This window comes from Undibacterium sp. GW821-FHT07F11 (genome assembly GCF_059418665.1).
The window spans coordinates 521773-545664 of record NZ_JBWKQH010000004.1 but is presented as its reverse complement, the minus strand read 5'-3'; the positions used below and the strand labels follow the sequence as shown (position 1 = coordinate 545664).

Genomic DNA, 23892 nt, shown 5'->3' with positions numbered 1-23892 from the left:
TCGGAGTGCGAGGATTTGAACCTCGGACCTTCTGCTCCCAAAGCAGTTGCGCTACCAGGCTGCGCCACACTCCGAAAAAACATTTCACTACTCAAACTGGCAGGGGATCAAGGATTCGAACCTTGGAATGTCGGGTTCAAAACCCGATGCCGTCACCGCTTGGCTAATCCCCTGTAAAACTGGTGCGCAAGGAGGGACTTGAACCCTCAATCCTTCCGGCACTGACTGGGAACTCATTTCACCAATATAAGCGAGTGCGAACAAGGCGATTTGGGATGTAGTGCAAGGCGTGTCCCGCTGCTAAGGCTCCTGCCTTAGCGAGGGGCACAACGCTGCAATGCGCCCAAATCGTCAGTTCCCGAAGGGTTTGCCTCATAACGTGCGCTGGACTGCGTTGAACTCGTTATCAATAGCACCGCTATTGACTGCCTCGTCCGCCTTGCCAGCCCACGTTATGAGACAAACGCATCTCGCTTATATTGGTGAAATGAGTTCCATGGCCAGCGTGTATGCCAATTCCACCACATGCGCATTCATTCATTTCTTATTGCGTGTCTGCATCAGGCTTATTCCTGTAGGGTGCGTTGTAACGCACCGCTTACGAGTATCAAACAAAGCCTTGCATTTCTTATGCATCGTTTTTTTCAATGCATCTACGTCACATTTATTTCTTCTCAAACTTCCATGTTTGGGCAAAACGGTGCGTTGTAACGCCCCCTACAAAATCGTCCATGCTTAAATCTGGTCGGAGTGCGAGGATTTGAACCTCGGACCTTCTGCTCCCAGGGCAGTAGCGCTACCGGGCTGCGCCACACTCCGATATGACTCACTTGCCTGTTGCGATCTGCAATCAGGCTTAAAAATTCTGCATTCCGTAGGGCTTTCGCAAAATTGTCCCAGCAAGGCGCCAGCGACGACGGCAGTACTTTAGTACGGCTAGGAGCTGCAACGCAGCTGGGGCGGTTTTGCGTAAGTCCTGCCCAAAAACTAAAAAGCCCGGTGCGTTAATCGCATCCGGGCTTGTCGCTACAGGTGGCGTACACCATTAACTGGTGAGGCTTTCCTGTGGGGTTTCCCCCCGGATGTTGAATTGCATGCATGCGCCCAGATGATGCAGGGGCAAGGCGAAAAGCGGGCTGGGCAATGTAGGCTGCGGTTGCAGGGCTGGTTGCGACTGCAGGTCAGCGGCCAAAGGAAAGGACGGGAGCGATGCGGTATCCAGCAGCGCTGCACCAGCCTGTGCCATGCCCTGCGCGATGAGGCGCAAGTTCTGGTTCAGTTGTTGGAGTAGCGTTGCGTTCACAATATGTCCTGTTCTTTAGTTTGATGTTGGTATTAAAGCTGGTGTTGCTGGTGTTGCAGCTGGTGTTACAGAACTACTTGCTGCATTCGATGGATGTATCTTGCCATAGCTTTTTAAATAAAACAAGCATGGCATGACGAATTTATTCAATTAATTGATATATTTTTGCAACAGGCGAGTATTTCTATACGGAACTAAGCTGTCAAAATGCGCATATCCACACTATGAAAAAGGCTTAATTTATTAAAATTTATGCTAGAGTAAATTACATCGAAATATTTTTTTGCTGTTTGAAATTTGGTGTAACAGGACAGAATTTTTTGCATCACACATGCGCCTGGCTTACAGATGCCGATCGCAAGTGTACTGTTTTAGTCCCCTCCCCTTCAAGGGGAAGGAGCAAAAGCATCCCCCTTGCATCCCCACCGGAGTAATCCATGTCACAAACCAGCACAGACAGTACCAAACCCACCTCCCCTCTCTGGCAAAACTGGAGCCAGAACCTGTTCTACCAGGGCGATAATTATTACTACACGCCACGCACGCGTGCAGAATTGGAGGCCATCGTCAGCAATGCCGCAGCACAAAACAAGCAGCTGCGCGTATCTGGCCAGCGCCATTCACAAACCCCGCTGGTGGCGAGCAGCGAAACACCTGCCAGCAAATTCATCATCGTCGATCTGTCTTGTTATGCCGACCTGGGCCGCGATGGTGACCAGCGCATGCAGATCAGCAGCGATGGCAAGAGCGTCACCGTGAATGCTGGTGTACGTGAAGATGAGCTTGATGCGTTCCTGACGCAAAACAAGCTCATGCTGCAAACCGTCACGGCTGGCGGCTTCTTCAGCCTTGGCGGCATGACGGCGGTGGACGTACATGGCGCGACAGTGCAGGCACCTATCATTGCCGAGACCGTGACAGCCTTTGCCATCATGGGGCCCAGCGGCATCGTCAATACCGTAGATGCCAGCACACCCAAGGTGGGCGCATGGTCACCGCTGCAATTTGCCCGCGTGTCGCTGGGCGCTTTGGGTGTTGTCACCGCCGTCACCATCAGCGTCCTGCCCCGCCCTTTTGCCAATTGCCTGACATCCGGCATCAATGATTATGTCTGGGAAAACGCTGCCAACTTTGGTGCTGGCCTGTCTGCACTGCTGGCATCCAAATCCAGGGTAGAAACCTTCTTCAACCCTTATGCATTGACAGGTACCAACAACTTCACTGCCGCCTGGTGGAATGTGGAAAGCGGCTCGGGCGCAGCCCCCACACCTGAGCCAACTGCAGACGCCTGCGCGCTGGCGCAAAAAGATGAATTCGGCGCACCGTATTTACCTTTTGGTGAAGACCTGGCCGAAGATGCTGCCATCTATGCACAAACTTTCGATGCCCCCATCGTGGGCACTGCTGCGGCTGCCATGGTCACCTCGGCTGCGATATCCGTCATCAAGGGCGAAGTCAAAGCCGCGGGCCAAAAGAATTCTGACCTGTGGCTGGGTGATGCTGCCAGGGTCATCTTCATGTCTTACTTCATCGAACTGCCTGACCTGGGCGCAGAAAGCTTATCCACGGTATGGGGTGCCTTGAAATCTGTGAGCGACAAGGTCAACAAAAGCAGCAACTTCCACATCGCCGCACCGATGGAATTTCGCTTTATCAAGGGCGGCAACACTGCCATGGCTGGCACCTATACGGACAATGCCGACGCGTATTTCGTCAACCTTGACCTGATCGCCTTCGTCGCCGTCCATGACGATACCAATGGCCATAAAAACGGCCTCGACTATCCCACCAAATTACTGAATTTTTTTGCTGAAGTCGAAAGTGAATGGGTCGCCCTGGGCGGCTGGCCACACAATGGCAAGATGTATGGTTTCTACGACCCGGCCACCGGCCCGGGCGCAAGTACGCAACCTTTCAACCCGGCATTCATCAAACAGCTACGCAGCCGTCGCAAAGAACGCGTACAGGCCTTCGATGATTACCGCCAGAGCTGTGATCCTACCGGGATGTTTGTGAATCCTTATGTGGCGAGGCTGGTGGGAGAGTGATGCGTTTTTTGCAGCGATGTTTACGGCGATGCTTGCGAAAGGGATAAGCGTAGTGAGCGTTGTCCACGGTATTGATATTTTGCCCGGGATGTTGTGAGACCATGCGGCGCATTGCAATGCGCCCTACGTCACGGCGATGGTGAAAAATGGCGGAATGTAGGTATGATTAGATTCGCGTAATCGCCCGCACGCCATGCACAGCAATATCCAGGCTATCTGGCAATTTTCTTTTTCTGAGCAGCCGCAGCAGAACTCTGGCCAGCATTATCCGGCGCACGTATGAAATCCACAAATGCGCGCAAGGGCGCAGGCAGGTGCCGCCGCCCTGAATAATATAAAAACGGCCCCGGAAATGTCAGCCACCAATCCTGCAATATGGGCTGCAACTGACCCGTTGAGATGTAGGGTTGCAGCCATTCTTCAAACAGATAAATCACGCCATGGCCCGCCACCGCCGCATTGACAGCCAAATCCATCACCGTAGGCGTGACAATCAGGGGGCCGCTGGGATCAACACTTAATTTTTGCCCATCACGTTCAAATTCCCAAGGAAAAATAGCACCGCTAAGAAATTTGCCACGCAGGCAGGCATGTTGCAGCAGATCACGCGGATGCTCGGGTATGCCGCGCCTGGCCAGGTAGGCAGGCGCGGCAGCAACAGCAAAACGTTGCGTGAGCGGGCCTATGGGGACGGCGATCATGTCTTGTTCCAGCCGTTCGCCATAACGGATACCTGCATCACATCCGCTTGCCACGACATCGACAAAATTATTGTCGATGACAATGTCGAGCAAGATATCCGGATACTTGCGCATGAATTGATCGACGATGGGTTGCAGGAAAAAAAGTGCCGCACTGACTGGCACATTGAGCCTGAGCGTGCCACGCGGGCTGTCGCGCAAGTCGTTCAGCACATCAAGCGCGCTGGCAACATCGTTGAGCGCGGGTTGCAGGCGGCTCAGCAGCAACGCCCCAGCCTCGGTTGTGGTGACGCTGCGGGTCGTGCGCAGTAGCAGCCGTATGCCAAGCTGGCTTTCCAGCCGCCGTACAGCCTCGCTCAGTGCCGAGGCAGATTGCCCGCTCGCTCGCGCAGCCTGACGGAAGCCGCGGTGCTGCACAACCAGGGCAAAGGTGGACAGGTCAGCCAGGGAATGCAAGTCTGTGGTCATGGTTGGAATGCTCCATTGTGCGGAATATCGTACAAGCCGTGCGGAATTGCCCTGATTATCACACAGTATGGCTCTTGTTAAGATGTGTCCATGCCCTGACCCACTAAGCGACAAGCGCAAAACAAACGCAAAACCGGGTCCTGGCAAACCTGTCAACCTTCACCCCGGAGTTTTTTTATGACGATATATTCCCCTTCCAGTGACCAGTTCACACCTGCACATTGCGCGATTGCATTTAACCGCATGGGCTACGGCGCCATGCAACTGGCCGGCCCGCATGTGTGGGGTCCGCCCAAAGACCGTGCTGCTGCCGTGGCAGTGTTGCGTGCCGCCATGGAGCTGGGTATCAACCATATCGATACCTCGGATTTTTATGGGCCGCATGTGACTAACCAGATCATCCGCGAAGCGCTGCACCCTTACCGGGATGATCTGACCATCGTCACCAAGATAGGTTTCAAGCGTGGCAAAGACCAGTCATGGCTGCCCGCGGCCTCTGCCCAGGAATTGCGTGACGCTGTTCACGACAACCTGCGCAACCTGAGGCTGGATGCATTGGACGTGGTCAACCTGCGTGCACCTGGTGTGGCTGGCCCGGACGGCTCATCACTCGCCGAAGCACTTGACACCATGCTGCACCTGAAACAAGAAGGCCTGATCCGCCACATAGGACTCAGCAATGTCGATATGCAGCAATTGACAGAAGCTCAGCAGATCACCGACATCGTCTGCGTGCAGAACCACTACAACCTGGTCCATCGCGATGATGACGCCATGATAGACACACTGGCTGCACAGGGTATCGCCTACGTACCGTTTTTCCCGCTCGGTGGATTCACACCTTTGCAGTCTGATGCATTGACGCAGGTGGCAGCAAGACTGCAAGCCCAGCCCATGCAAGTGGCACTGGCGTGGCTGCTGCAACGTGCACCTAATATTCTCGTCATCCCTGGCACATCATCGGTGGCACATCTGCATGACAACGTCGCAGCAGGTGCGTTGCGACTTGATGAGGCGGCGCTGGTGGCGTTGAATAAAATGTGAGGGTGATTGCGTAGCCAGCTTCATCCAGCGCCTGATCAGGCTGGCCGAAGATGGCGATGATCGTTTGATGATGCAGATATCTTGACAAAAGGGATCATCGTTGCCGTAATGGGAAGTGCATTGTAATGCGTCGCATGTACGCGTGGGGCATGGCGCAGATATGTTGCCCAGGATAGTGTGAAACCATGCGTCGCATTGCAATGCGACCTACGTCACGGCGCTGATAAAGAATTGGGTGCGCGTCGCCCTCAGAAAACGTAGGTACGATTAGCGCAGCGTAATCGTACGCATGATGTGCGCCCAAATAATCACAGCCCCAAGAAAATCTGAGCGTCGCAAAATACCTGCTTCAACAACATTACGGCCTTTGCTGAAAACACTACATTGAAGTCGTGATGACTTTCAATCTCATCAGTTAGCGGCGGTTGGCATGCGTACGATTACGCTGCGCTAATCGTACCTACACACGGCTCATTTTCTTTTATCACAGCACGATAGATTGCGATGTAAACCTCATGCTTGAGTATCGTGCACGGCGTAGATATGTTGCCCGGGATGGTGTAAAGCCATGCGGCGCATTGCAATGCGCCCTACACCAAGGCTGGCAGAAATATCCCTGCAGTGCCGCTATCTTCCATCCTTCCATTAACTGACAACCACATCCATTGCAACACTGTTGCAAAAAAAATTGAATTACTTTATGATCCTGAAAAATGCAATTGTGTTGCAAATAGACTTGAGATAACAAACCATCTGCACGCCTGATGTATGGTGGATGCTGTCTGTTTGCTTGAGGTGCTGAGCTGCACGCACGCCTTTGCAGGCGTTGCTCAGAGCTGGAAAATTGAGAGATACAAAGATAAGCACAGACTGATTTCAGTCTATTTTTTTAAATCAATAATGCAACAAAGTTGCATTTAAAAATAAAGACGGGACTGAATACGCCGCACTTCTGTCATTAGAAACGCCTGACCTGGTGCCATCCCGCATCAAAACTCAGTCACACAACAGCCACCTACCGCAACCCCAGACACAGGACCCATCATGCCAAACCCCACGCTCTTGCCCGTCACCGTACTCTCCGGTTTTTTGGGTGCAGGTAAAACTACCCTGCTCAATCACATCCTCAACAACCGTGAAGGCAAGCGGGTGGCTGTCATTGTCAATGACATGTCTGAAGTGAATATCGATGCTGACCTGGTGCGGCAAGGTGGGGCCGAGTTGTCGCGGGCGGATGAGAAGCTGGTCGAGATGAGCAATGGCTGCATTTGCTGCACCCTGCGGGAAGACTTGCTGATAGAAATCCAGCGGCTCGCCCGTGAACAGCGTTTTGATTATCTGCTCATAGAATCTACCGGTATATCCGAACCCATGCCAGTGGCCGAGACTTTTACTTTTAGGGATGAAGAAGGCCGCAGCCTGTCTGATATTGCGCGGCTCGATACCATGGTCACGGTAGTGGATGCCTATAACTTTTTACGCGACTATGCATCGGGCGACAGCCTGAACCAGCGCGGCACTTCCATGGGGGAAGAGGATGAACGCACAGTCGTTGACTTGCTGGTCGAGCAGATAGAATTTTGCGATGTCATCGTTCTCAACAAGGCCGACATGGTCAGTGCCGCCGAGTTTGAGAGACTGAGTCAGATATTGCAGGCGCTGAACCCGCGTGCGGATATCGTGCCTTGCAGTTTTTCGAATGTGCCGCTGGAACGGATATTGAACACGGGCCGCTTCAACTTTGAACAGGCATCTGCCGCACCAGGCTGGCTGAAAGAATTGCGCGGCGAGCATGTGCCCGAGAGTGAAGAATATGGCATACGCAGCTTTGCCTACCGTGCACGCAGACCGTTTCACCCTCAGCGTTTCTGGTCTTGCATACACCAGGGCTTTGCTGGTGTGGTGCGGTCAAAAGGTTATTTCTGGCTGGCGACGCGCATGGATATCGCTGGTGAGTGGTCGCAGGCGGGCGGCATTTGCCGTCATCATGAAGCGGGCTTGTGGTGGTCTGCCGTCAATAAGGCAGAGTGGCCGCAGGATGCAGATTACCAGCAGCATATTTTAAGCAAATGCATAGAGCCATTCGGTGACCGCCGCCAGGAGCTGGTATTCATTGGCGTGGACATGGATCAGGCGGCGATAGAAGCGGTGCTGGATGCCTGTCTGCTGACGGATGCAGAAATGGCGCAGGGGCCAGAGGCCTGGGCCAGCTATGACGATCCTTTCCCATCGTGGATGGAAACAGATGATGGCGAAGACGAGGAAGCCAACCACGCGATCACACCGCACGTGGAGGCATTAGTATGAACAAACTGATCTCCCTCGTCCTGCTCGCTGCATTGCAAGCACTGTCCATCAGCAGCAGCGCCCATGAAGCCCATGTACACGGCAGCGCCACGGTATTGCTGGCGCAGGATGGCAACAAGCTGACGCTGGAATTTGACAGCCCCCTGGATAACCTGCTGGGCTTTGAACATGCGCCGCGCACGGACAAGCAAAAACAGGCAGTCAAGGCTTTGCTTGATCTCATGCAAAAACCGGATACCTTGTTGAAGCTCAGTGCCAAAGCAGACTGCCAGCTAGTCGCAGTGAAAGTAATTGCACCCGTATTGCAAGCTACAGCTACAAGCAAGGATGAACATGCAAACCTGCATGCCGAATATGAATATGCCTGTACCAAAGTCGCCGCATTGAAATCGCTGCAACTGAGTTTGTTTGATGCCTTCCCGTCTATACACAAGGTCGATGCGCAAATGGCAGGCGCACGTGGGCAGGCTGCCGCAACACTGACACCAAAACAACGCACGTTGGCATGGTGATGTCTGCAATAGAAAAAGACAGCAGCCCTGCCCTGAGTCTGCGCGACGTACAGTTCCGCTGGCAGGCCGGACATGCACCTTGCCTGGACATAGAAGGCTTCAATATCGGCAAAGGTGAAAGCGTGTTCCTCTACGGCCCCAGCGGCAGTGGCAAGAGTACGCTGCTGTCGCTGGCGGGTGGCATTATCACACCGCAGCGTGGGCAGGTCACGGTGCTCGGTAGTGACCTGGGTGCATTGTCCGGCGCGGCGCGTGACCGCTTCCGCGTGGATCATGCGGGATTTATTTTTCAGCAGTTCAACCTTATCCCTTATCTGTCGATGCTGGAAAATGTCTTGCTGCCCTGCCGCCTGTCGGTGAGACGGCAGCAGCGTGCCAGCGCAGCGCATGGCAGCCCGCGCGAGGCAGCAGTGGCTTTGCTCGATACGCTAGGACTGGATGCCAACCTCTACCAGCGCCATGTCACAGGACTGAGCATAGGCCAGCAACAGCGCGTGGCTGCGGCGCGTGCGCTGATAGGCCAGCCAGAAATCATTATCGCTGATGAACCTACATCAGCACTGGATGCTGACAGGCAAAAAGATTTTATCGCACTCATTTTGCAGCAATGCGCCAGCCATGGCAGCAGCCTGCTATTTGTCAGCCATGACCACAGGCTGGCCAGCCAGTTCAGCCGTGAACTGGACTTGCAAAAAATTAATAGCGTGGAGCAGCACTGATGTTTTCGCAGTTATTTTCGCAGTTACTATACTTCTTGCGACTGGCAGGCAAAAGCGCCTGGAACCGCCGCCTGACGCTGGGCCTTATGCTGTTTGTCATTAGCCTGTCGGTCTGTTTGTTGCTGGCGGTTGAGCGGCTGCGCAATGACGCACGTGAAGGCTTTTCGCATGCCATCTCCGGCACTGACCTGGTCGTGGGTGCGCGTACCAGCCCGGTGCAACTGATGCTGTATGCGGTGTTTCGTATCGGTGCGGCGACCAATAATATTGCCTGGCAAAGTTACCAGGATTTACTGCATGACCCGGTTGTTGCCTGGGCCGTGCCGCTGTCGCTGGGTGACTCGCATCGCGGCTTTGCAGTGGTGGGTACGACGCCAGATTACTTCAGCCGCTTTCGCTATGGCGATGCGCAAAACCTGCAACTGCGGGCGGGGCAGGCTTTTGCCGGGGATGCAGATCATTTGTTTGACGCCGTCATTGGGGCAGATGTGGCAGACAATCTGGGTTACCAGGTAGGCACAAAAATCACCCTGAACCACGGTACCGGCGATGCGGCACTGGCAGAGCATGCCGACAAACCTTTCAAGGTCGTGGGTGTGCTGGTGCGCACTGGCACGCCGGTCGATAGCAGCGTGCATATCAGCCTGCAAGCCATGCAGGCCATCCATCTTGACTGGCAAGGCGGCGCACCCGTGCCGGGTTTTTCTATCGCCGCAGAGCATGCGCGCAAGTTTGATTTGCAACCCAAGGAAATTACCGCCGTGCTGGTGGGCCTGCACAAGCGCAGTATGGTGTTTCGTTTGCAAAGGCAAATCAACACCAAAGCTGGAGATGCCTTGCTGGCCGTGCTGCCGGGTGTGGCGCTGGATCAGTTGTGGCAAGTCATCAGCATCATTGAACGGGTCTTGCTGGCGATGTCTTCGCTGCTGGTAGTGCTGGGTAGTGCAGGTTTGCTGGCGGTGATGCTGGCCAGCCTGAATGAACGCAGGCGTGAGCTGGCGATTTTGCGTTCTGCCGGTGCCGGGCCGGGCCACTTGTTCCTGATGCTGATGGCAGAAAGCCTGGGCCTGACCATTGCCGGTGCCATCAGCGGACTGTTTCTGCTCGATGTGCTGACGCTGGCGGGCAAGGACTGGGTACAGATGCATTACGGCATTCTCATCAAACCCGGCCTCGTCAATGCAACAGAAATCCCGCTGCTGGGCCTGGTAGTGCTGATGGGCATGCTCACCAGCCTGGTGCCGGCATGGCTGGCTTACCGCAATTCGCTGGCTGATGGTTTGATGCCGCGCCTGTAAAAATGAGAGAACAACGATGAAATCAAAATACCAATCCCGCTTTGCTTACCAGTTCTGGCTAGGCAGTGCCTGCTGTATTTTATTCATGCTGACTGCCTGGCTGTTGATGACAGCCAAAGCGGCGGAGCCTGGCGGGCAATACAAGGTGGGGGACAGGCTGCCGCAGAATAAAGCTGCGGTAGTGCCGCACAAGCCAACCGTACCACCAGCGCCAGCCAATGATAGCTACAAAGAAATCCGCTGGGAAGCCCTGATCCCCAGGAACTGGGACCCAACCAAGGACTTCAAGAACCTGGACATGAATTTCCTCAACGATGGTGACCCACGCGCCATGGCCGCCCTGCAAACTATGCGCGAAGCCTGGGACAAAGCCCCGGTCGAAACCAGCCTCAACGGCACGCGCATCAAGATCCCCGGCTTCATCGTGCCGCTGGATGGCGAACGCGGCAAGCTGCGCGAATTTTTACTCGTCCCCTACTTCGGCGGCTGCATCCACACCCCGCCACCACCTGCGAACCAGATCATAGCCGTGGTGCTCGACAAGCCCGCCAAGATACAGATGATGGATGCGGTATGGGTCAGCGGCGTGCTGGAGACGACGCGCAGTGATACGTCCATGGGTAGTGCGGGGTATCGCCTCAAGGGGGTGAAGGTGGAGGCTTATGTTTATCCGAAGTAGGGTTTACGAACCGGTGCAGGTTAGACCCGAGCGCAGGTTGGAACCGAGCGTAGGTTGGGCTACGCCTCATCAGCCCAACACTGGGCCTCAACATACGTATCGTCATTTAAACGCCGAGTGTTGGGCTGGTAAACCGTAGCCCAACCTACACCCTATCCAACCTCCGTCCCCAAATCAATTTTTTAATTCCCCCAGGAACCCCATGCACTACAAACACCTAAGCCTCCTCATCGCCGCCGCATACCCCGTCATCACCCATGCCCAGGAACAAGCCCAAACCGAAGTCCTGATCAAAGCCCAAAGACAAAACTATCGCAGCCTCTCCGCCACCGGTGCCACCAAGACCGATGCCCTGCTGGCGGACCTGCCGCAAAGCGTGCGGGTATTGACGGCTGACCTGCTCAAGGACTATGGCGTCACCAGCCTCAACAATGCGCTGGACCTGGCCAGCGGTATTGCGCGGCAAAGCAATCTGGGTGGTTTGTGGGACAGCTATGCCATGCGCGGCTTTACTGGCGACCCTAATTTTGGGTCTGATTACATGGTCAATGGCTTCAGTTCCAGCCGTGGCTACAATGGCTTGCGCGATACTGCGAGTACGCAATCAATCGAGATATTGAAAGGGCCATCATCAGCCCTGTATGGCCGTGGTGAACCGGGTGGCACCGTCAATATCATGACCAAAAAACCGCGCTTCAAGCCTGAGTATGATGTAGACCTGACGCTGGCCAGCCACCAGACTTACCGCATCGCTGCCGACCTGAGCGGGCCGGTCAGCGACAACATCGCCTACCGCATCAATGCGGCAGCAGAACAGGGTGACAGCTACCGCGATACCATCAGCAGCAAGCGCAGCTTTGTCTCGCCTTCTCTGGTGTGGCTGTTAGGCGAGCGCACGACACTCTCGTATGAACTCGAAGCCAGTGAACAAAAAACACCGTTTGACCGTGGCGTGCTGGCCGTGAATGGCAGGCTGGGCCTGATACCCAATTCACGCTTTCTGGGCGAGCCAGGAGATGGCTTGATGACGGTAAAGTCGCTGGGACACCAGGTGTTTGTCCAGCATGACTTCAACCAGCAATGGTCGCTACAAAGTGGTTTGTCTTACCGCGACAGTGCGCTCAATGGCTACTCCACCGAGGCAAATAATCTGCTGGCAGATGAACGCACTTTACGCCGCCAGCGCCGCTACCGCGACTTTTCTGCGACGGACAAATCTGCGCGTGTGGAACTGGTTGGCAAGTTTGTCACTGCGGCCATCAAGCACCATGTCTTGCTGGGTATGGATACCTATCAGTTTGATGACAGCCGCCTGCAGTTGCGCCGCAACCCATCGGCCACCAACGCCTATGCCATCGACATCTACAATCCTGTGTATGGCAAGACTGCCGACCCGCTGACACTGTCTGTCAATACCCTGGAAAACCAGCGTGCACGTGGACTCTACCTGCAAGACCAGCTTGATCTGGGCACACAATGGAAGGCGCTGCTGGGCTTGCGCAGTGACCATTATGAGCAGACCCTGACTAATTACCGAGCATCAGTCGCCAGCAGCCAGTCACTCAGTGCCACCAGCCCGCGCGCTGGGCTGGTGTATCAACCCATAAAGGGCGTGTCGCTATATGCCAATGTGGCAAAAGGCTTTCGCCCGAATAGTGGCATCAGCATCAATAACACCGCCTTTCCGGCAGAAGAAAGCCGTGCCTATGAAGTGGGCCTCAAATTTGATACGCCAGACAACAAGACCAGCGCCACCATTGCGCTCTACCGTATCAAGAAAAGCAATGTGCTGACCACCAACCCGGCCAATACTGATTTTTCTATCGCGGCAGGTGAAGTGGGCAGCAAGGGGCTGGAGCTGGATGTGGCGGGCGACATCGCCAATGACCTGCGCCTGTCTGCCGCTTATGCCTATACCGATGCGACAGTCACCAAAGGGGACAACACCATCGTCACTGGTAGCCGCTTCCCGAATGTGGCAAAGCATAGCGCCAATCTTATCCTGAGCCAGTTATTCAACATAGGCACAGCCAGGGCCAGCGTGGGTGCGGGCATCAATTATGTGGGTGAACGTCTGGGTGATGTGGCAGTGTCTTCCAGCTTTGTGCTGCCAGCTTATACAACGGTGAAACTCATGTCTTCTTACAGCCCGAGCAAAACCATGCGGGTGTCGCTGAATGTGGATAACCTGTTCAACAAACGCTATTACGCCAGTTCATATAGCCAGCTTTGGGTGGCACCGGGGGCTGAGCGCAGTGTCAGCCTCACCCTGCATCAACAGTTTTAATGGCGTGACGATGACGGACAACAGTAAAACCAGCCAGCGCATCAATAGCATCGATGCGCTACGTGGCCTGGTCATGATGATCATGATGTTTGACCATGTGCGCGAGACTTTCTTTTTACATCAGCAAGTCAGCGACCCCATGGATGTGGGCCAGACTGCGCCAGCACTGTTCTTTACGCGGCTGGCAGCGCATCTATGTGCGCCGGTGTTTGTGTTCCTGACTGGTTTGTCTGCATGGCTGTATGCAAACCCGCCACCTGGCACTCGCGATGCTGGCCTACGCAACACCGGCGGCTTTCTGATCAAGCGTGGTTTGCTGCTGGTAGCGTTGGAACTGACGGTAGTCAATTTCGCCTGGGCCGGGCAATTCCCGCCTGCGACGATTTACCTGCAAGTGATCTGGGTCATAGGACTGAGTATGATAGTCCTGGGCTTGCTGCACAAGCTGCCGTCGCTGGTATTGGGCTTGCTAGGTTTGTTGATTGTGGGCGGGCATAATGCCCTGGCTGATTTGAGTTTCGCACCTGGCACGTTGTCGTACGCCCTGTGGACTTTGCTGCTGCACCGTGGTTACCTGATCAGCGATGCGGTAATCAAGGTCAAGGTTAGCTACCCTTTGCTGCCGTGGATAGGCATCATCTTGCTGGGTTATGTTACTGGCCGCCTGTATGCGACAGGTATGAGTGCAACGCGCCGTCAGAACCTGCTAGTGATCTTTGGCATCACTGCCCTGTTCCTGTTTGCAGTACTGCGCTGTGTCAACGGCTACGGTGAAACCCAGCCCTGGCAAGATCATGGCAACGGCCTGCTGACGCTGATGTCCTACTTCAACCTGAGCAAGTACCCACCCTCGCTGGACTTTGCTCTGCTGACGCTGGGTACAGGCATATGCTGTTTAGCCTTGCTGGAAAAATACCCCGGCAAGTTAAGCCGCATCGCCAGCGTGTTTGGTGGTGCGCCGATGTTTTATTACCTGCTGCATCTGTATGTCTTGCTGGCCTTGCAGCGCCTGATGCTTGCCGTGTCTGGAGCCAATCATGGACAGCGTTTTGGTGTGGATTATGTCTGGCAAATCTGGTTGATTGCTGCGGCCTTGATACCGCTGCTGTATTACCCTTGCCGTGCTTTTGCGCGTTACAAGCGGCAAAGCGGACGGGCTTGGGTAAAGTATTTTTGATGATAGAAAACAGGATAGTCGTAGGGTGCATTGCAATGCACCTTCCGTTATGGCTACGTTATGGCTACGTTACGGCGATGATGGGAAATCTTGCAGAATTGGTGGACAAAACCATGCAAATTCCAACCCATCCCGCGCCATTGCCGCTTCATCGAGTATGGGGGCAAATGGCACAACAGCCTGCTGTTCCAGCCTGGCATACAACTCTGCCGCAAAGCGATGTGCATAATCTTCTTTGGTGGATCTGGTCTTGCTATCCCATTCTTCATTCGTACTGCGATTGTAATCGACGTGATGGCCTATCTCATGCAAGAGTGTGCGGTACAAAATGGTGTTGCGCATAGCCTGGGCGTCAGACGAAATTGAGTAGCCTTGCCGGGTACGGGCGATAGTATGACCATCTTGCTGCAAACGCGCCAGTTCGCGCAGGCTTTCCTGGCTTAGCGATTTTGGCCATTTATAATCGGCGAGATTATGTGCTTCAATGACGATGGCAGCGCCAAGTTGCTGGCGTATCTCAAATGAGAAAATCGCTCGCCCCCATGCAGGACTCAAGATACGCTGTTTGCGCGTGGGCTGGCGCAGCACAATGAAATCAAAAGAAGACAAGACCTCTGCCGGGCAGTGCGAGAGTAGCTTGCAGATGTCATCTATGCTGCACGCGTAAAAACAATCCGACCGGGTTGGCTCGACAAAGAAACGCATTTCACGTCCGGCAATATCACGCCTGACCAGCACATGCGTATCGAGCTTTTCATAAAAAATTTCACCCCAGGCTTCGGGCACGACCATACGGTTGTCATTACCGTGGCCCTGGGCTTTGGTGCCGATGTTTTTATTTCTGCGAGTAGGGTTCCAGGCGCGATGCATTGATCTTGGATGATGTTGAATGATGTCGACGATAGCATCGATTGTAATATAACGAGTCGCAAGATCACTCAATAGGGTGTGCACAGCGCACCCTACCAGATAATTTTTGATGCGCTCAATACTTGACGATATACGTCAGCGCAAAATACGGTGGCCGGTTTTCATGGGGTTGATCACCGCCGGTTTTGTCAGTGCCATTAATGGGGGTGTTGTACCTGGTTTCATAAGGATAATCCGTGTCGGTATCACCCTCAAACGAACGGTTGTGCAAACCAAAATCGCCTTTATTGATGGTGTGAGAATGCGATGGCATCTGCACGGTAGTCAGCGTCACAGCTTCCAGACCGCCGGTTGCGCTGGTGGGGTAGTTACTCAAACCTGCGCCTTGTCCGGCACCGACGACGAAGCGGCTGCGCAGGTCAGGCAGGACGCCGTTGACCAGTGGATACAGATTCGGATAAGTGGCAGGATCTATGTGAGAGCCATCGCAGAGCAGCCAGCCATTCGGCGGGTTTTGCCCGACAAAGCTGACTACCGTGCCAACCGGCATGGCGATCAGGGCAACAACCGAACCGCTGTCAGCGGGTATATCGGCATCCAGCGTATATGTCATCATCCATTCCTTCTTGTTTGAATTACATAGTGATAGTTTTAACATGCACTCATGTATGGAAAACTGACCATCAGAGAGTGTGTTGAGCACCAGAATAATTGCTAATTAATTAAAACTCAAGTGCATTCGGGAAAATAGGGGTAACACCGGGAAATGGCTGACCGCTTTGTTGCTGAAAACGGCCTGGGATGTGAAATATAAGATAGAACAAAATTTCCAGGAATGTGGAAAATCATGCGGCACATAGCAATGCGCCCTGTAGTCACGGGGCTGAAGCAAAAACCGGATAACCGTAAAGCGCATGATGCTATGCAAAATGAACATCACCTGCGGACATGATGCATACCGCTGGCCCTGCTACTGTGGTTCAGCCTGATGTTTTTTCTTGCTGGCAAAGAAGAATTGCAGAGTGGCGTTCAAGGCAAACAAGCCGCTGGCAAAAAAGCGGGCTATTTGCTGGTTATCTGCCGCCTGGAAACCTAACGTCAGGAAAACCAGGCTGGCCAGGGCGAAACAGATTCCCGAGACAAGATGCAGGCGCGGGCTTTTTACAGTGATAGACATAGGTAGCTGCTCTGATTTTATAGAACTTCCATCATAGCAGCTCAGGCAATATTTTCCAGCCTGATGCCAGACTGAGGTTTGCCCCGATATCAAGGCAAGCTGAAATCAAAACTGTAAAAATGCTGCCCCTCTTTGATATCGATGCCCATGTTGCCACTGATGCCGGTCAGCTCGCCGGTACCTGAATCAGGCACGACCTGTACCGTCAATTGCGGCTGGCCACGGTTCATGATGCCAGTGTGCATGAGGACGAAACTGCCTTGCTTGCCCAGCAAAGTACCCGTCACTCTTTCGATGGCGACATAGCCTGCCGAGCCTTTGACTTCGCCCATGGCTGACATCATTTCACCCAGGCTGCTGGCTTGCAGCTCACCATGAAATTGCTTGTCTATCGTCATGCGGCCCAGTTTGGCAGCTTCTATACCAGGTGCGGCGGCCTGCGGGCTGAGCTTGACCTCGAATTTGCCGCTTACGTGATGCATATGTTGCATGCGCTGCTCCTTTACAATGGTGGATGGGGTTGCGGCAGTTTGCGCCTGAGATGCGCTAGTGTACAGGCAGAATGCGCCGATCATGGCGATGCTGGTGACACTGGCTAGTATAGTTTTCATCTCTGCTCTCCAAAAAATTACATGAACAGGATTACACCAGAGCCTTGGCACACATGATAGTAAAAACGCGACAAGCTGCAAACGAGAATAAAAAATGAACCAGACCGAGTCCCAGGATCCTGGCCCGGCACGCGGTGTCTTGCGCCCGGCCTTTAGTGAAGGTGATTTCCAGCATCACCGTCAATTGCCCTCGCCCGCGCTGGCTGGCCTGGTGGCGCATTATTGGTACGTAGCCTGGGATTTGCGCGGCATGCCAGCGCAGGAGCAAGCGACCCTGCCACATCCGAATGTGCATCTGGTTGTCGAGAATGGCCAGGCGCGTATCTATGGCGTACACAGCGGCCGCTTCATGCGCACTTTACAAGGCAAGGAAAGAGTTTTCGGCATCAAGTTCCAGCCTGGTGGTTTTTACCCGTTTTACCGGCAGGCAGTGGCACAACTGGGCAATACGTCGATAGACATAACGGACTGCTTTGGCAAGGATGGAGCAGATTTTTGCGCACAGATACTGGTCGCAGATGACGTGCAAGCCACGTGCGCTGCGGCAGAAATATTCTTGCTGCGCCATCAGCCACCCGCTGATGAACAAGTCAGCCGTATCAGCAACTGGCTGACACAGATAGAACAGGACCGCAATATCGTCGCCGTAGAAGACGTGATGGCAATCGCTGGCATGGACAAGCGCAGCCTGCAAAGGCTGTTCCAAAAATACGTAGGCATAGGCCCCAAGTGGGTCATACAACGCTACCGCCTGCATGAAGCCGTGGCCCAGGTGCAAGCAGGCAAGACCCTGAGCTGGACTGATCTGGCGCTGGAACTGGGTTACTTCGACCAGGCACATTTCGTGCGGGATTTCAGGCAGCTGGTGGGGATGACGCCGGGGGAGTATGAGAAGAGTTTGGGGTGAAGGACAGCTTGTATAATGACACCTGATCTCATTGACACCATATTCATCAGCAATCATGCCCAAATTTATTCTTGCGCTGGCTTTGGCACTCTACGTTGTTTGCGCCAACGCAGCAACAAAACCTTATTCAGCTAATGTCAGCACCTGGAAAGAGGTCACTGTACCTGCGTCAGAGGAAGAGCGGGAAGTATGGAATTATGCTGCCAATTATTCTGAGATCGCATGGCGTGTATATATTGAGAGAACTATCGTCAAGGCAAAACTGGATGAGAGTAATTCAAAGAAAACTGGCAGAGATACGCGCTTTGTCATTGCTGCAGAACCGCTGTCAGGTTCTTTAAAAACCACTACCTCATTCACCGAAGTGGATGACGGATGGCTGGTTGGCTATAACCTTGGTGAATTTGGTGCAGCACTGTACTGGTTTAGCCAGGACAGAAAAAAACATTACAAAATATCTGATCACCAGATCATACGGTTCATTCAAAAAAATAATAATCTGTATGCGTTGGAAGGGCTGTCTCATCTTGGACATTCCAGAGCTTCGTTGATCAAGTTCGTCAAGCACTCTGGCCGCTGGCTGGCAAGTACAGAAGTCAAGTTACCTTGTGCGCCCACCACCGCCAGCCTTAAGCGTAATCAGGAACTGTTGCTGGCCTGTCCAAATGCCCTGCTTGCCATAGACCAGGATAATTTCATCCACACTTTGCACAAGCCATTTATCCAGGAGGGTATATGGCCTATATCATCTGTCCTGTCTGAAACAGAAGACTACCTCTACATTGGCGCAGTTCAATATGTGATCCAAATTGATCTGAACAACAAACAAATACGTTACCTGATACCAGACGAAAGTTTGCTCAACAAACTGCCAGCAAAGTCAGAAGCAGAAGTGCGATATCAGTTCAAGGCAGTAGGGCCGGTCAACAGCCATTAATCTTTCACACTCACACTTGCAATATAATTAAGTGTAGGCTATCTTAAAATTACCATCGCTCCCACTCGGCAGGAGGTCACATGCAATACGATCCCAGCAAGACCGCCCTATTCCATCCCGAATCCCAGCCTGCCTTGCTGGGCACGGAATTACCCTGGACCACGCATGCGATTTGTGCCGAGCTGGCGAGGCTGGCTTACTGGCATTATGAAAAAGGCGGGCAGGTACTTGAGCATTTCCAGGGCATATTGACGCAGGCGCAATTTGGGGAAGCTACCCTGCTGCTTGATACGCGCATCGATGTCACAGAACGCACCCGCACCCAGGGTTTTGCTGTCGTCAAGGGTGATACTGCCTATATCGCGTTCCGCGGTACGCAGCCGGATGATCCTACCGACATCCTCATCGATGGCTTGTTCTGGCCGGTGAACTGGCAAGGTGATGGCCAGGTGCATGATGGGTTTTTGCGGGCCTATAACAGCATCGCCCCGCAACTGCATGACTGGCTGGGTAAAATCCAGGCCACAAAAATTTATATCACCGGCCATAGCCTGGGGGCAGCAATCGCCACACTGGCCGCCGCCCTGCTGCCCGACAGCCGCCTGGTGAGCTTTGGTTCGCCGCGCGTGGGCAATGCCAGCTTTGCTGCCATGTTCAAGAACCGCGTGGTTGACCGCTATGTGGATTGCGCCGACATCGTCACCATCCTGCCGCCTGAGTCGGAATATTATGAGCACCTGCATGGCATGCATTACATCGACCGCCATGGTGCCCTGATCGCTGCCCCTAGCAGCCTGGACATGCTGCAAGACCAGACCATCGCCAAGGCAGAATATCTGTTTGAACATGCATGGCGTAGCGAGAATGTCGGCTTTCGATCACTGGCGGATCACGCGCCGGTGAATTATGTGAGGGCGGTGTTGGGTCTGTGAGGGCTAATTGTGAACACTTCATATCTCGTAGGTTGGGCCGGGCCTCGCTAGGCTGCGGAATGTAGGTTGGGCTACGGGTTATCAGCCCAACATTAGGCTTCTGAATAATGTATCCATTTATTAAAACCTGATCCAAGACCTTTCACCACAGAGGAAGTACAGAGGACAAACGTGTAGGTACGATTAGCGCAGCGTAATCGTACGCATGCCTCGCCGAAAAATGGATAAGCGTGTGGTGCATTGCAATACACCTCCAGTTACGGCTACGTCACGGTCAAGCCGTAGTTCGCTTGTTATTGCCAGGCAAATGCGGGCGATTACGCGAATCTAATCGCCCCTACGCTGTCAAGACATTTCACCCGTCCTCATCAAAAATGCTATCCTAAGACATCAAGTTCAACTGACGACACCATGCCCGCCAGCCCGCAAAAACAGTTCACCATGCTGCCCTGCCATTTACCCGGCGTGGAAGCAGTGCGGGCGCAATCCAGGCACAGCTTTGGGCGGCATATGCATGAGCAGTTTGGCATAGGCATCGTAGTACAGGGCGCACAAAAGTCCCTGAGTGGCGTTGGCATGGTCGAGGCCATGGCAGGCGACACCATTACCGTCAACCCTGGCGAAATCCACGATGGCACACCCATAGGTGATAGCGGGCGCAGCTGGCAGATGCTGTACTTTGAACCAGCCCTGATCAGCAGCATCATGATGGACATCAGTGAAGGCAAGACTACCCAGGCAGAATTCAGCCTGCCGGTCATGCGTGATGCACACACCAGTCAGGCAGTGCAGCAATTGTTTGCAACGATGACAGCATCACCTGACGCGCACATGCCTGCAGAAGAACAAATGATCATGCTGTTCGCCCGCGTCATGCAGCCAGCCACCATGCTCAGTCAGCCTGTGCCGCAAGCCATACACCATGCGCGCAACCGCATTGATGATGACCCGACTGCCATCATCAGCCTGCAAGACCTGGCGCAGCAAAGCGGACTGAGCCGCTTCCAGCTTTTGCGGGCCTTTGCCAAGGTCACGGGCATGACACCACATGCCTATATCCTGCAACGCCGCTTGCACCATGCCCGCCGCCTGATCGCCGCAGGCACACCCCTGGTACAAGTCGCCATGGATAGCGGCTTTGCTGACCAGAGCCATCTGACGCGACTGTTTGTGCGCAATTTTGGGATATCTCCCGGAACTTATAGCACCAAGATCTAAGCTGCAATTTTATTCAAGACGACGCAATTTCAAACTGTCACGCTGTAGCCTTTCCAACCATGGTGAGGCAAGCAATGTCAGACAGATTATTGGGATATGCATATTTGGCGCTGGCGATGATCGTCGTCGGCAGCACGGTAGTCGCCAGCAAAGTCATAGGCAGCGGCTTGCCGGTGTTTACCGCAACGGCGCTGCGCTTTGCCATCGCCTTCCCCTGCTTTTTATTATTGATGCGCGTTACCGGCACGCGCCTGCCCAGGCTGGGCAGGCGTGACTGGCTCTTGTTGGTCTTGCAGGCCGGTGCTGGCAGCGTCGGTTACACCACCCTGCTCATCAGCGGCATGCACCTGACATCTGCGGCAGACGCCGGTGTCATCATCGGCACCCTGCCGATAGTCTCTGCGGCGATTGCCATTGTCTTGCTGGGTGAAAGGCCGCAAGCCAGCTTATTGCTGGCCGTGCTGCTGGCTGGAGCAGGCGTTTTATCGATAGCCATGCGGGCAGATGGAGGTGGCCAGCATTCGCTGCTGGGCAATGCCCTGATCTTTGCTGCCATTATTTGCGAAGGCTTGTTCATCTTGCTGAACAAACGTCTGAAAACTGCCATCGCCCCGCTGGCTCTGTCCACCATCATGACAGGTTTGGGGCTGGCCTTGTCCATCATCCCTGCCCTGTTTGAAATGCCGTGGCAAACACCTGTCACCAACGATGCGGTGTGGGCAGTGGTCTACTATGCGATGGTGCCAACAATAGCTGGCTTTTTGCTGTGGTATGCAGGCGCTGCCAAAGTCAGCGGCAGCGAAGCTGCCCTCTTCACGGCGCTGGCCCCGGTATCTGCCGTGGTGCTGGCAGTCGTGGTGCTGGGCGAAGTGGTCAGCCGCAGCCAGATCACAGGCATCGCCTGCGTATTGCTGGCGATAGGCGGGATGGGATTGTTAGGCAGGCGCGGGGTTGGTGTAGCAGGCGAGAAAATTTCGTAAATTTACAGGGTGCGGTGTAATGCACATCACGCACCGTTTTTTTCGTGTATGGCCAATGGTGCGTTATAACGCACCCTACGGATGCGTGCATCTCTACCTTCTTCCCTGAAAAACCGTGTACATTATGCATCTGCCCCAACCGACTACTTCACGTTTCAGGAATACGCCATGCTCATCAAGAAAACGCTCCCGCTTTGCATCGCCTTCGCCCTCTCCACCAGCATGTTTGCAGCCAGGGCCAACGCACAAAGCCTGTCGCCGACCGAACAAAAAATTGTCGCTGCTGTACAGGCCAGATCAGAAGCGGCCCTGCAATTGCTGGAGCGCAGCGTCAACATCAACAGCGGTACACTCAATCATGCGGGTGTGCGGGATGTAGGCAAATTGTTCCGTGCAGAGCTGGATGGCCTGGGCTTCAAGACCAGCTGGTCAGAGATGCCCGCCACCATGAACCGCGCCGGGCATTTGCTGGCCGAGCGTGAAGGCAAGCAGGGCAAGCGCGTGCTGATGATAGGCCATCTGGACACTGTCTTTGAAAAAGACAGTCCCGTACAATTGTGGGACAGGCAGGGTAACCGCGTGCGCGGCCAGGGTGTCAATGACATGAAGGGTGGCGACGTCATCATGATTGAAGCCCTGCGCGCCCTGCATGCGGTGGGGGCACTCGACAATACCCGCATCCAGGTCATTTTCAGTGGTGATGAAGAAAGTGTCGGCCACCCTATCGCCACGGCAAGAGCCGACCTGGTCAATGCCGCCAAACGCAGTGACGTGGCGCTGGCCTTTGAAGGCACGGCACTCGACAATCAGGGCAATGCCACTGGCACAATAGGCCGCCGCGCTTCTGGCGGTTTTGTACTGGATGTAAAAGCCAAGCAAGGTCATTCTGCCACCGTGTTTGGTCATAATGGTTATGGCGCGATTTATGAAACAGCGCGCATCCTGAACAGCTTTCGTGAGCAATTGATAGAACCAGACCTGACCTTCAACCCCGGCAATATCGTCGGCGGCACCGAGATCAGCTATGACAGCCAGAACAGCAAGGGCACGGCATTTGGCAAAACCAATGTCATCGCCCCAAGCACCGAGGTACATGGCGATTTGCGCTACCTCAGCGCAGAACAGGGCCAGCGCGCCAGAGACCGCATGAAAGACATCGTCAGCAAAAACCTGGCTGGCACCAGCGCGACAATACGCTTTAGCGAAAACTACCCGCCCATGTCCCCCACCCCAGGTAACCTGGCGCTGCTCGACATCTATTCCAAAGCCAGCTACGACGCTGGCCTGGGCGAAATCAAAGCCTTTCCACCCGGTGAGCGCGGTGCAGGCGACATACAATTCGTCGCACCCTATGTAGACAGCCTCGATGGCCTGGGTGCCACTGGCAGAGGGGCGCATTCACCGGATGAAGACCTGGATATTTCTTCAATACAGAAAGCGACAATCAGGACGGCGATTTATTTGTATAGGTTGACGCGATAAGAGACTGGGCAACTGTGAATCGTTACTAATTTTCCTCTCGCCTATTTCAGCATCTTGAGAGAAGAGACGGAATTTGCGCAGATGGATCCCAGCCTGCGCTGGGATGACCTGAATATTTATTGTTGACTTACAGGCGCAAATGCTTCGATACGGTGATAAGAACAAGGCTGTCACTCATTACCCGATGCCGTGCGGTGTTGTAGGGTGCGTTATAACGCACCACTTCCTTTTCCTT

At 54.1% G+C, this 23892-nt stretch carries 21 protein-coding genes and 3 tRNA genes; 15 read left to right on the top strand and 9 right to left on the bottom strand.

Annotated elements, in window-relative coordinates:
• From AC07OI_RS13010 to AC07OI_RS12995, 4 genes are all read right to left on the bottom strand, one after another.
• Positions 1 to 74 (bottom strand) — tRNA-Pro (locus tag AC07OI_RS13010).
• A 23-nt stretch (positions 75 to 97) separates the two neighbouring features.
• A tRNA-Gln gene (locus tag AC07OI_RS13005) sits at positions 98 to 173 on the bottom strand.
• Between the two features lie 569 nt (positions 174 to 742).
• Positions 743 to 819: transfer RNA gene (locus AC07OI_RS13000), tRNA-Pro, on the bottom strand.
• A gap of 226 nt (positions 820 to 1045) precedes the next feature.
• Positions 1046 to 1303, bottom strand: a complete 258-nt coding sequence (locus AC07OI_RS12995; protein WP_495257527.1) for a hypothetical protein — start codon at positions 1301 to 1303, stop codon at positions 1046 to 1048.
• Positions 1304 to 1740: 437 nt separating this feature from the next.
• Here AC07OI_RS12995 and AC07OI_RS12990 point away from each other — a divergent pair, with 437 nt between their 5' ends.
• Entirely contained in the window at positions 1741 to 3351 is a 1611-nt protein-coding gene (locus tag AC07OI_RS12990; protein WP_495257526.1) for an FAD-binding protein, read from the top strand.
• A 212-nt stretch (positions 3352 to 3563) separates the two neighbouring features.
• Here AC07OI_RS12990 and AC07OI_RS12985 read toward each other — a convergent pair whose 3' ends face one another.
• Entirely contained in the window at positions 3564 to 4520 is a 957-nt protein-coding gene (locus tag AC07OI_RS12985; protein ID WP_492701541.1) for a LysR family transcriptional regulator, read from the bottom strand.
• A gap of 243 nt (positions 4521 to 4763) precedes the next feature.
• On the opposite strand from AC07OI_RS12985, the gene AC07OI_RS12980 reads away from it, so the two are divergent.
• The 8 genes from AC07OI_RS12980 (at position 4764) to AC07OI_RS12945 (ending at position 14543) form a co-directional block, all read left to right on the top strand.
• Positions 4764 to 5564, top strand: coding sequence for an oxidoreductase (locus AC07OI_RS12980; RefSeq protein ID WP_495257584.1), 801 nt, complete (start codon positions 4764 to 4766; stop codon positions 5562 to 5564).
• A gap of 1044 nt (positions 5565 to 6608) precedes the next feature.
• On the top strand, positions 6609 to 7871 hold the full coding sequence (gene zigA / locus AC07OI_RS12975) for a zinc metallochaperone GTPase ZigA (RefSeq protein WP_495257525.1): 1263 nt from the start codon (positions 6609 to 6611) through the stop codon (positions 7869 to 7871).
• A complete protein-coding gene (locus tag AC07OI_RS12970; protein ID WP_495257524.1) occupies positions 7868 to 8383 on the top strand; it encodes a DUF2796 domain-containing protein in 516 nt (171 codons plus the stop codon). The genes zigA and AC07OI_RS12970 overlap by 4 nt, the downstream gene beginning before the upstream one ends.
• Positions 8383 to 9102: an ABC transporter ATP-binding protein gene (locus AC07OI_RS12965; protein WP_495257523.1), complete on the top strand. Its 720-nt coding sequence runs from the start codon at positions 8383 to 8385 to the stop codon at positions 9100 to 9102. Before AC07OI_RS12970 ends, AC07OI_RS12965 begins: the two co-directional genes overlap by 1 nt.
• Positions 9102 to 10400 carry an ABC transporter permease gene (locus AC07OI_RS12960; protein WP_495257522.1) on the top strand — a complete coding sequence of 433 codons (1299 nt, stop codon included), beginning with the start codon at positions 9102 to 9104 and terminating at the stop codon, positions 10398 to 10400. The genes AC07OI_RS12965 and AC07OI_RS12960 overlap by 1 nt, the downstream gene beginning before the upstream one ends.
• 16 nt (positions 10401 to 10416) lie before the next feature.
• A complete protein-coding gene (locus AC07OI_RS12955; RefSeq protein WP_495257521.1) occupies positions 10417 to 11079 on the top strand; it encodes a DUF3299 domain-containing protein in 663 nt (220 codons plus the stop codon).
• Positions 11080 to 11281: 202 nt separating this feature from the next.
• Positions 11282 to 13366, top strand: coding sequence for a TonB-dependent siderophore receptor (locus AC07OI_RS12950; RefSeq protein WP_495257520.1), 2085 nt, complete (start codon positions 11282 to 11284; stop codon positions 13364 to 13366).
• 10 nt (positions 13367 to 13376) lie between these two features.
• Entirely contained in the window at positions 13377 to 14543 is a 1167-nt protein-coding gene (locus tag AC07OI_RS12945; protein WP_495257519.1) for an acetyltransferase domain-containing protein, read from the top strand.
• A gap of 69 nt (positions 14544 to 14612) precedes the next feature.
• Here the strand turns inward: AC07OI_RS12945 and AC07OI_RS12940 are convergent, their stop codons facing one another.
• From AC07OI_RS12940 to AC07OI_RS12925, 4 genes are all read right to left on the bottom strand, one after another.
• Entirely contained in the window at positions 14613 to 15413 is an 801-nt protein-coding gene (locus AC07OI_RS12940; RefSeq protein WP_495257518.1) for an ImmA/IrrE family metallo-endopeptidase, read from the bottom strand.
• A gap of 115 nt (positions 15414 to 15528) precedes the next feature.
• Positions 15529 to 16029: a phage tail protein gene (locus tag AC07OI_RS12935; RefSeq protein ID WP_492701557.1), complete on the bottom strand. Its 501-nt coding sequence runs from the start codon at positions 16027 to 16029 to the stop codon at positions 15529 to 15531.
• Positions 16030 to 16383: 354 nt separating this feature from the next.
• Positions 16384 to 16590, bottom strand: a complete 207-nt coding sequence (locus AC07OI_RS12930) for a hypothetical protein (RefSeq protein WP_492701559.1) — start codon at positions 16588 to 16590, stop codon at positions 16384 to 16386.
• 89 nt (positions 16591 to 16679) lie between these two features.
• Positions 16680 to 17201, bottom strand: a complete 522-nt coding sequence (locus tag AC07OI_RS12925; RefSeq protein ID WP_495257517.1) for a DUF3224 domain-containing protein — start codon at positions 17199 to 17201, stop codon at positions 16680 to 16682.
• Positions 17202 to 17295: 94 nt separating this feature from the next.
• On the opposite strand from AC07OI_RS12925, the gene AC07OI_RS12920 reads away from it, so the two are divergent.
• From AC07OI_RS12920 to AC07OI_RS12895, 6 genes are all read left to right on the top strand, one after another.
• Positions 17296 to 18108: a DUF6597 domain-containing transcriptional factor gene (locus tag AC07OI_RS12920; protein WP_495257516.1), complete on the top strand. Its 813-nt coding sequence runs from the start codon at positions 17296 to 17298 to the stop codon at positions 18106 to 18108.
• Positions 18109 to 18163: 55 nt separating this feature from the next.
• Entirely contained in the window at positions 18164 to 19045 is an 882-nt protein-coding gene (locus tag AC07OI_RS12915) for a hypothetical protein (protein WP_495257515.1), read from the top strand.
• An 80-nt stretch (positions 19046 to 19125) separates the two neighbouring features.
• On the top strand, positions 19126 to 19977 hold the full coding sequence (locus AC07OI_RS12910; RefSeq protein WP_495257514.1) for a lipase family protein: 852 nt from the start codon (positions 19126 to 19128) through the stop codon (positions 19975 to 19977).
• Between the two features lie 411 nt (positions 19978 to 20388).
• Complete coding sequence (locus AC07OI_RS12905) at positions 20389 to 21195, top strand: helix-turn-helix transcriptional regulator (protein WP_495257513.1); 807 nt, start codon at positions 20389 to 20391, stop codon at positions 21193 to 21195.
• 74 nt (positions 21196 to 21269) lie between these two features.
• Positions 21270 to 22175, top strand: coding sequence for a DMT family transporter (locus tag AC07OI_RS12900; RefSeq protein WP_495257512.1), 906 nt, complete (start codon positions 21270 to 21272; stop codon positions 22173 to 22175).
• Between the two features lie 168 nt (positions 22176 to 22343).
• On the top strand, positions 22344 to 23657 hold the full coding sequence (locus tag AC07OI_RS12895) for a M20/M25/M40 family metallo-hydrolase (protein WP_495257511.1): 1314 nt from the start codon (positions 22344 to 22346) through the stop codon (positions 23655 to 23657).
• Positions 23658 to 23892: the final 235 nt, after the last annotated feature.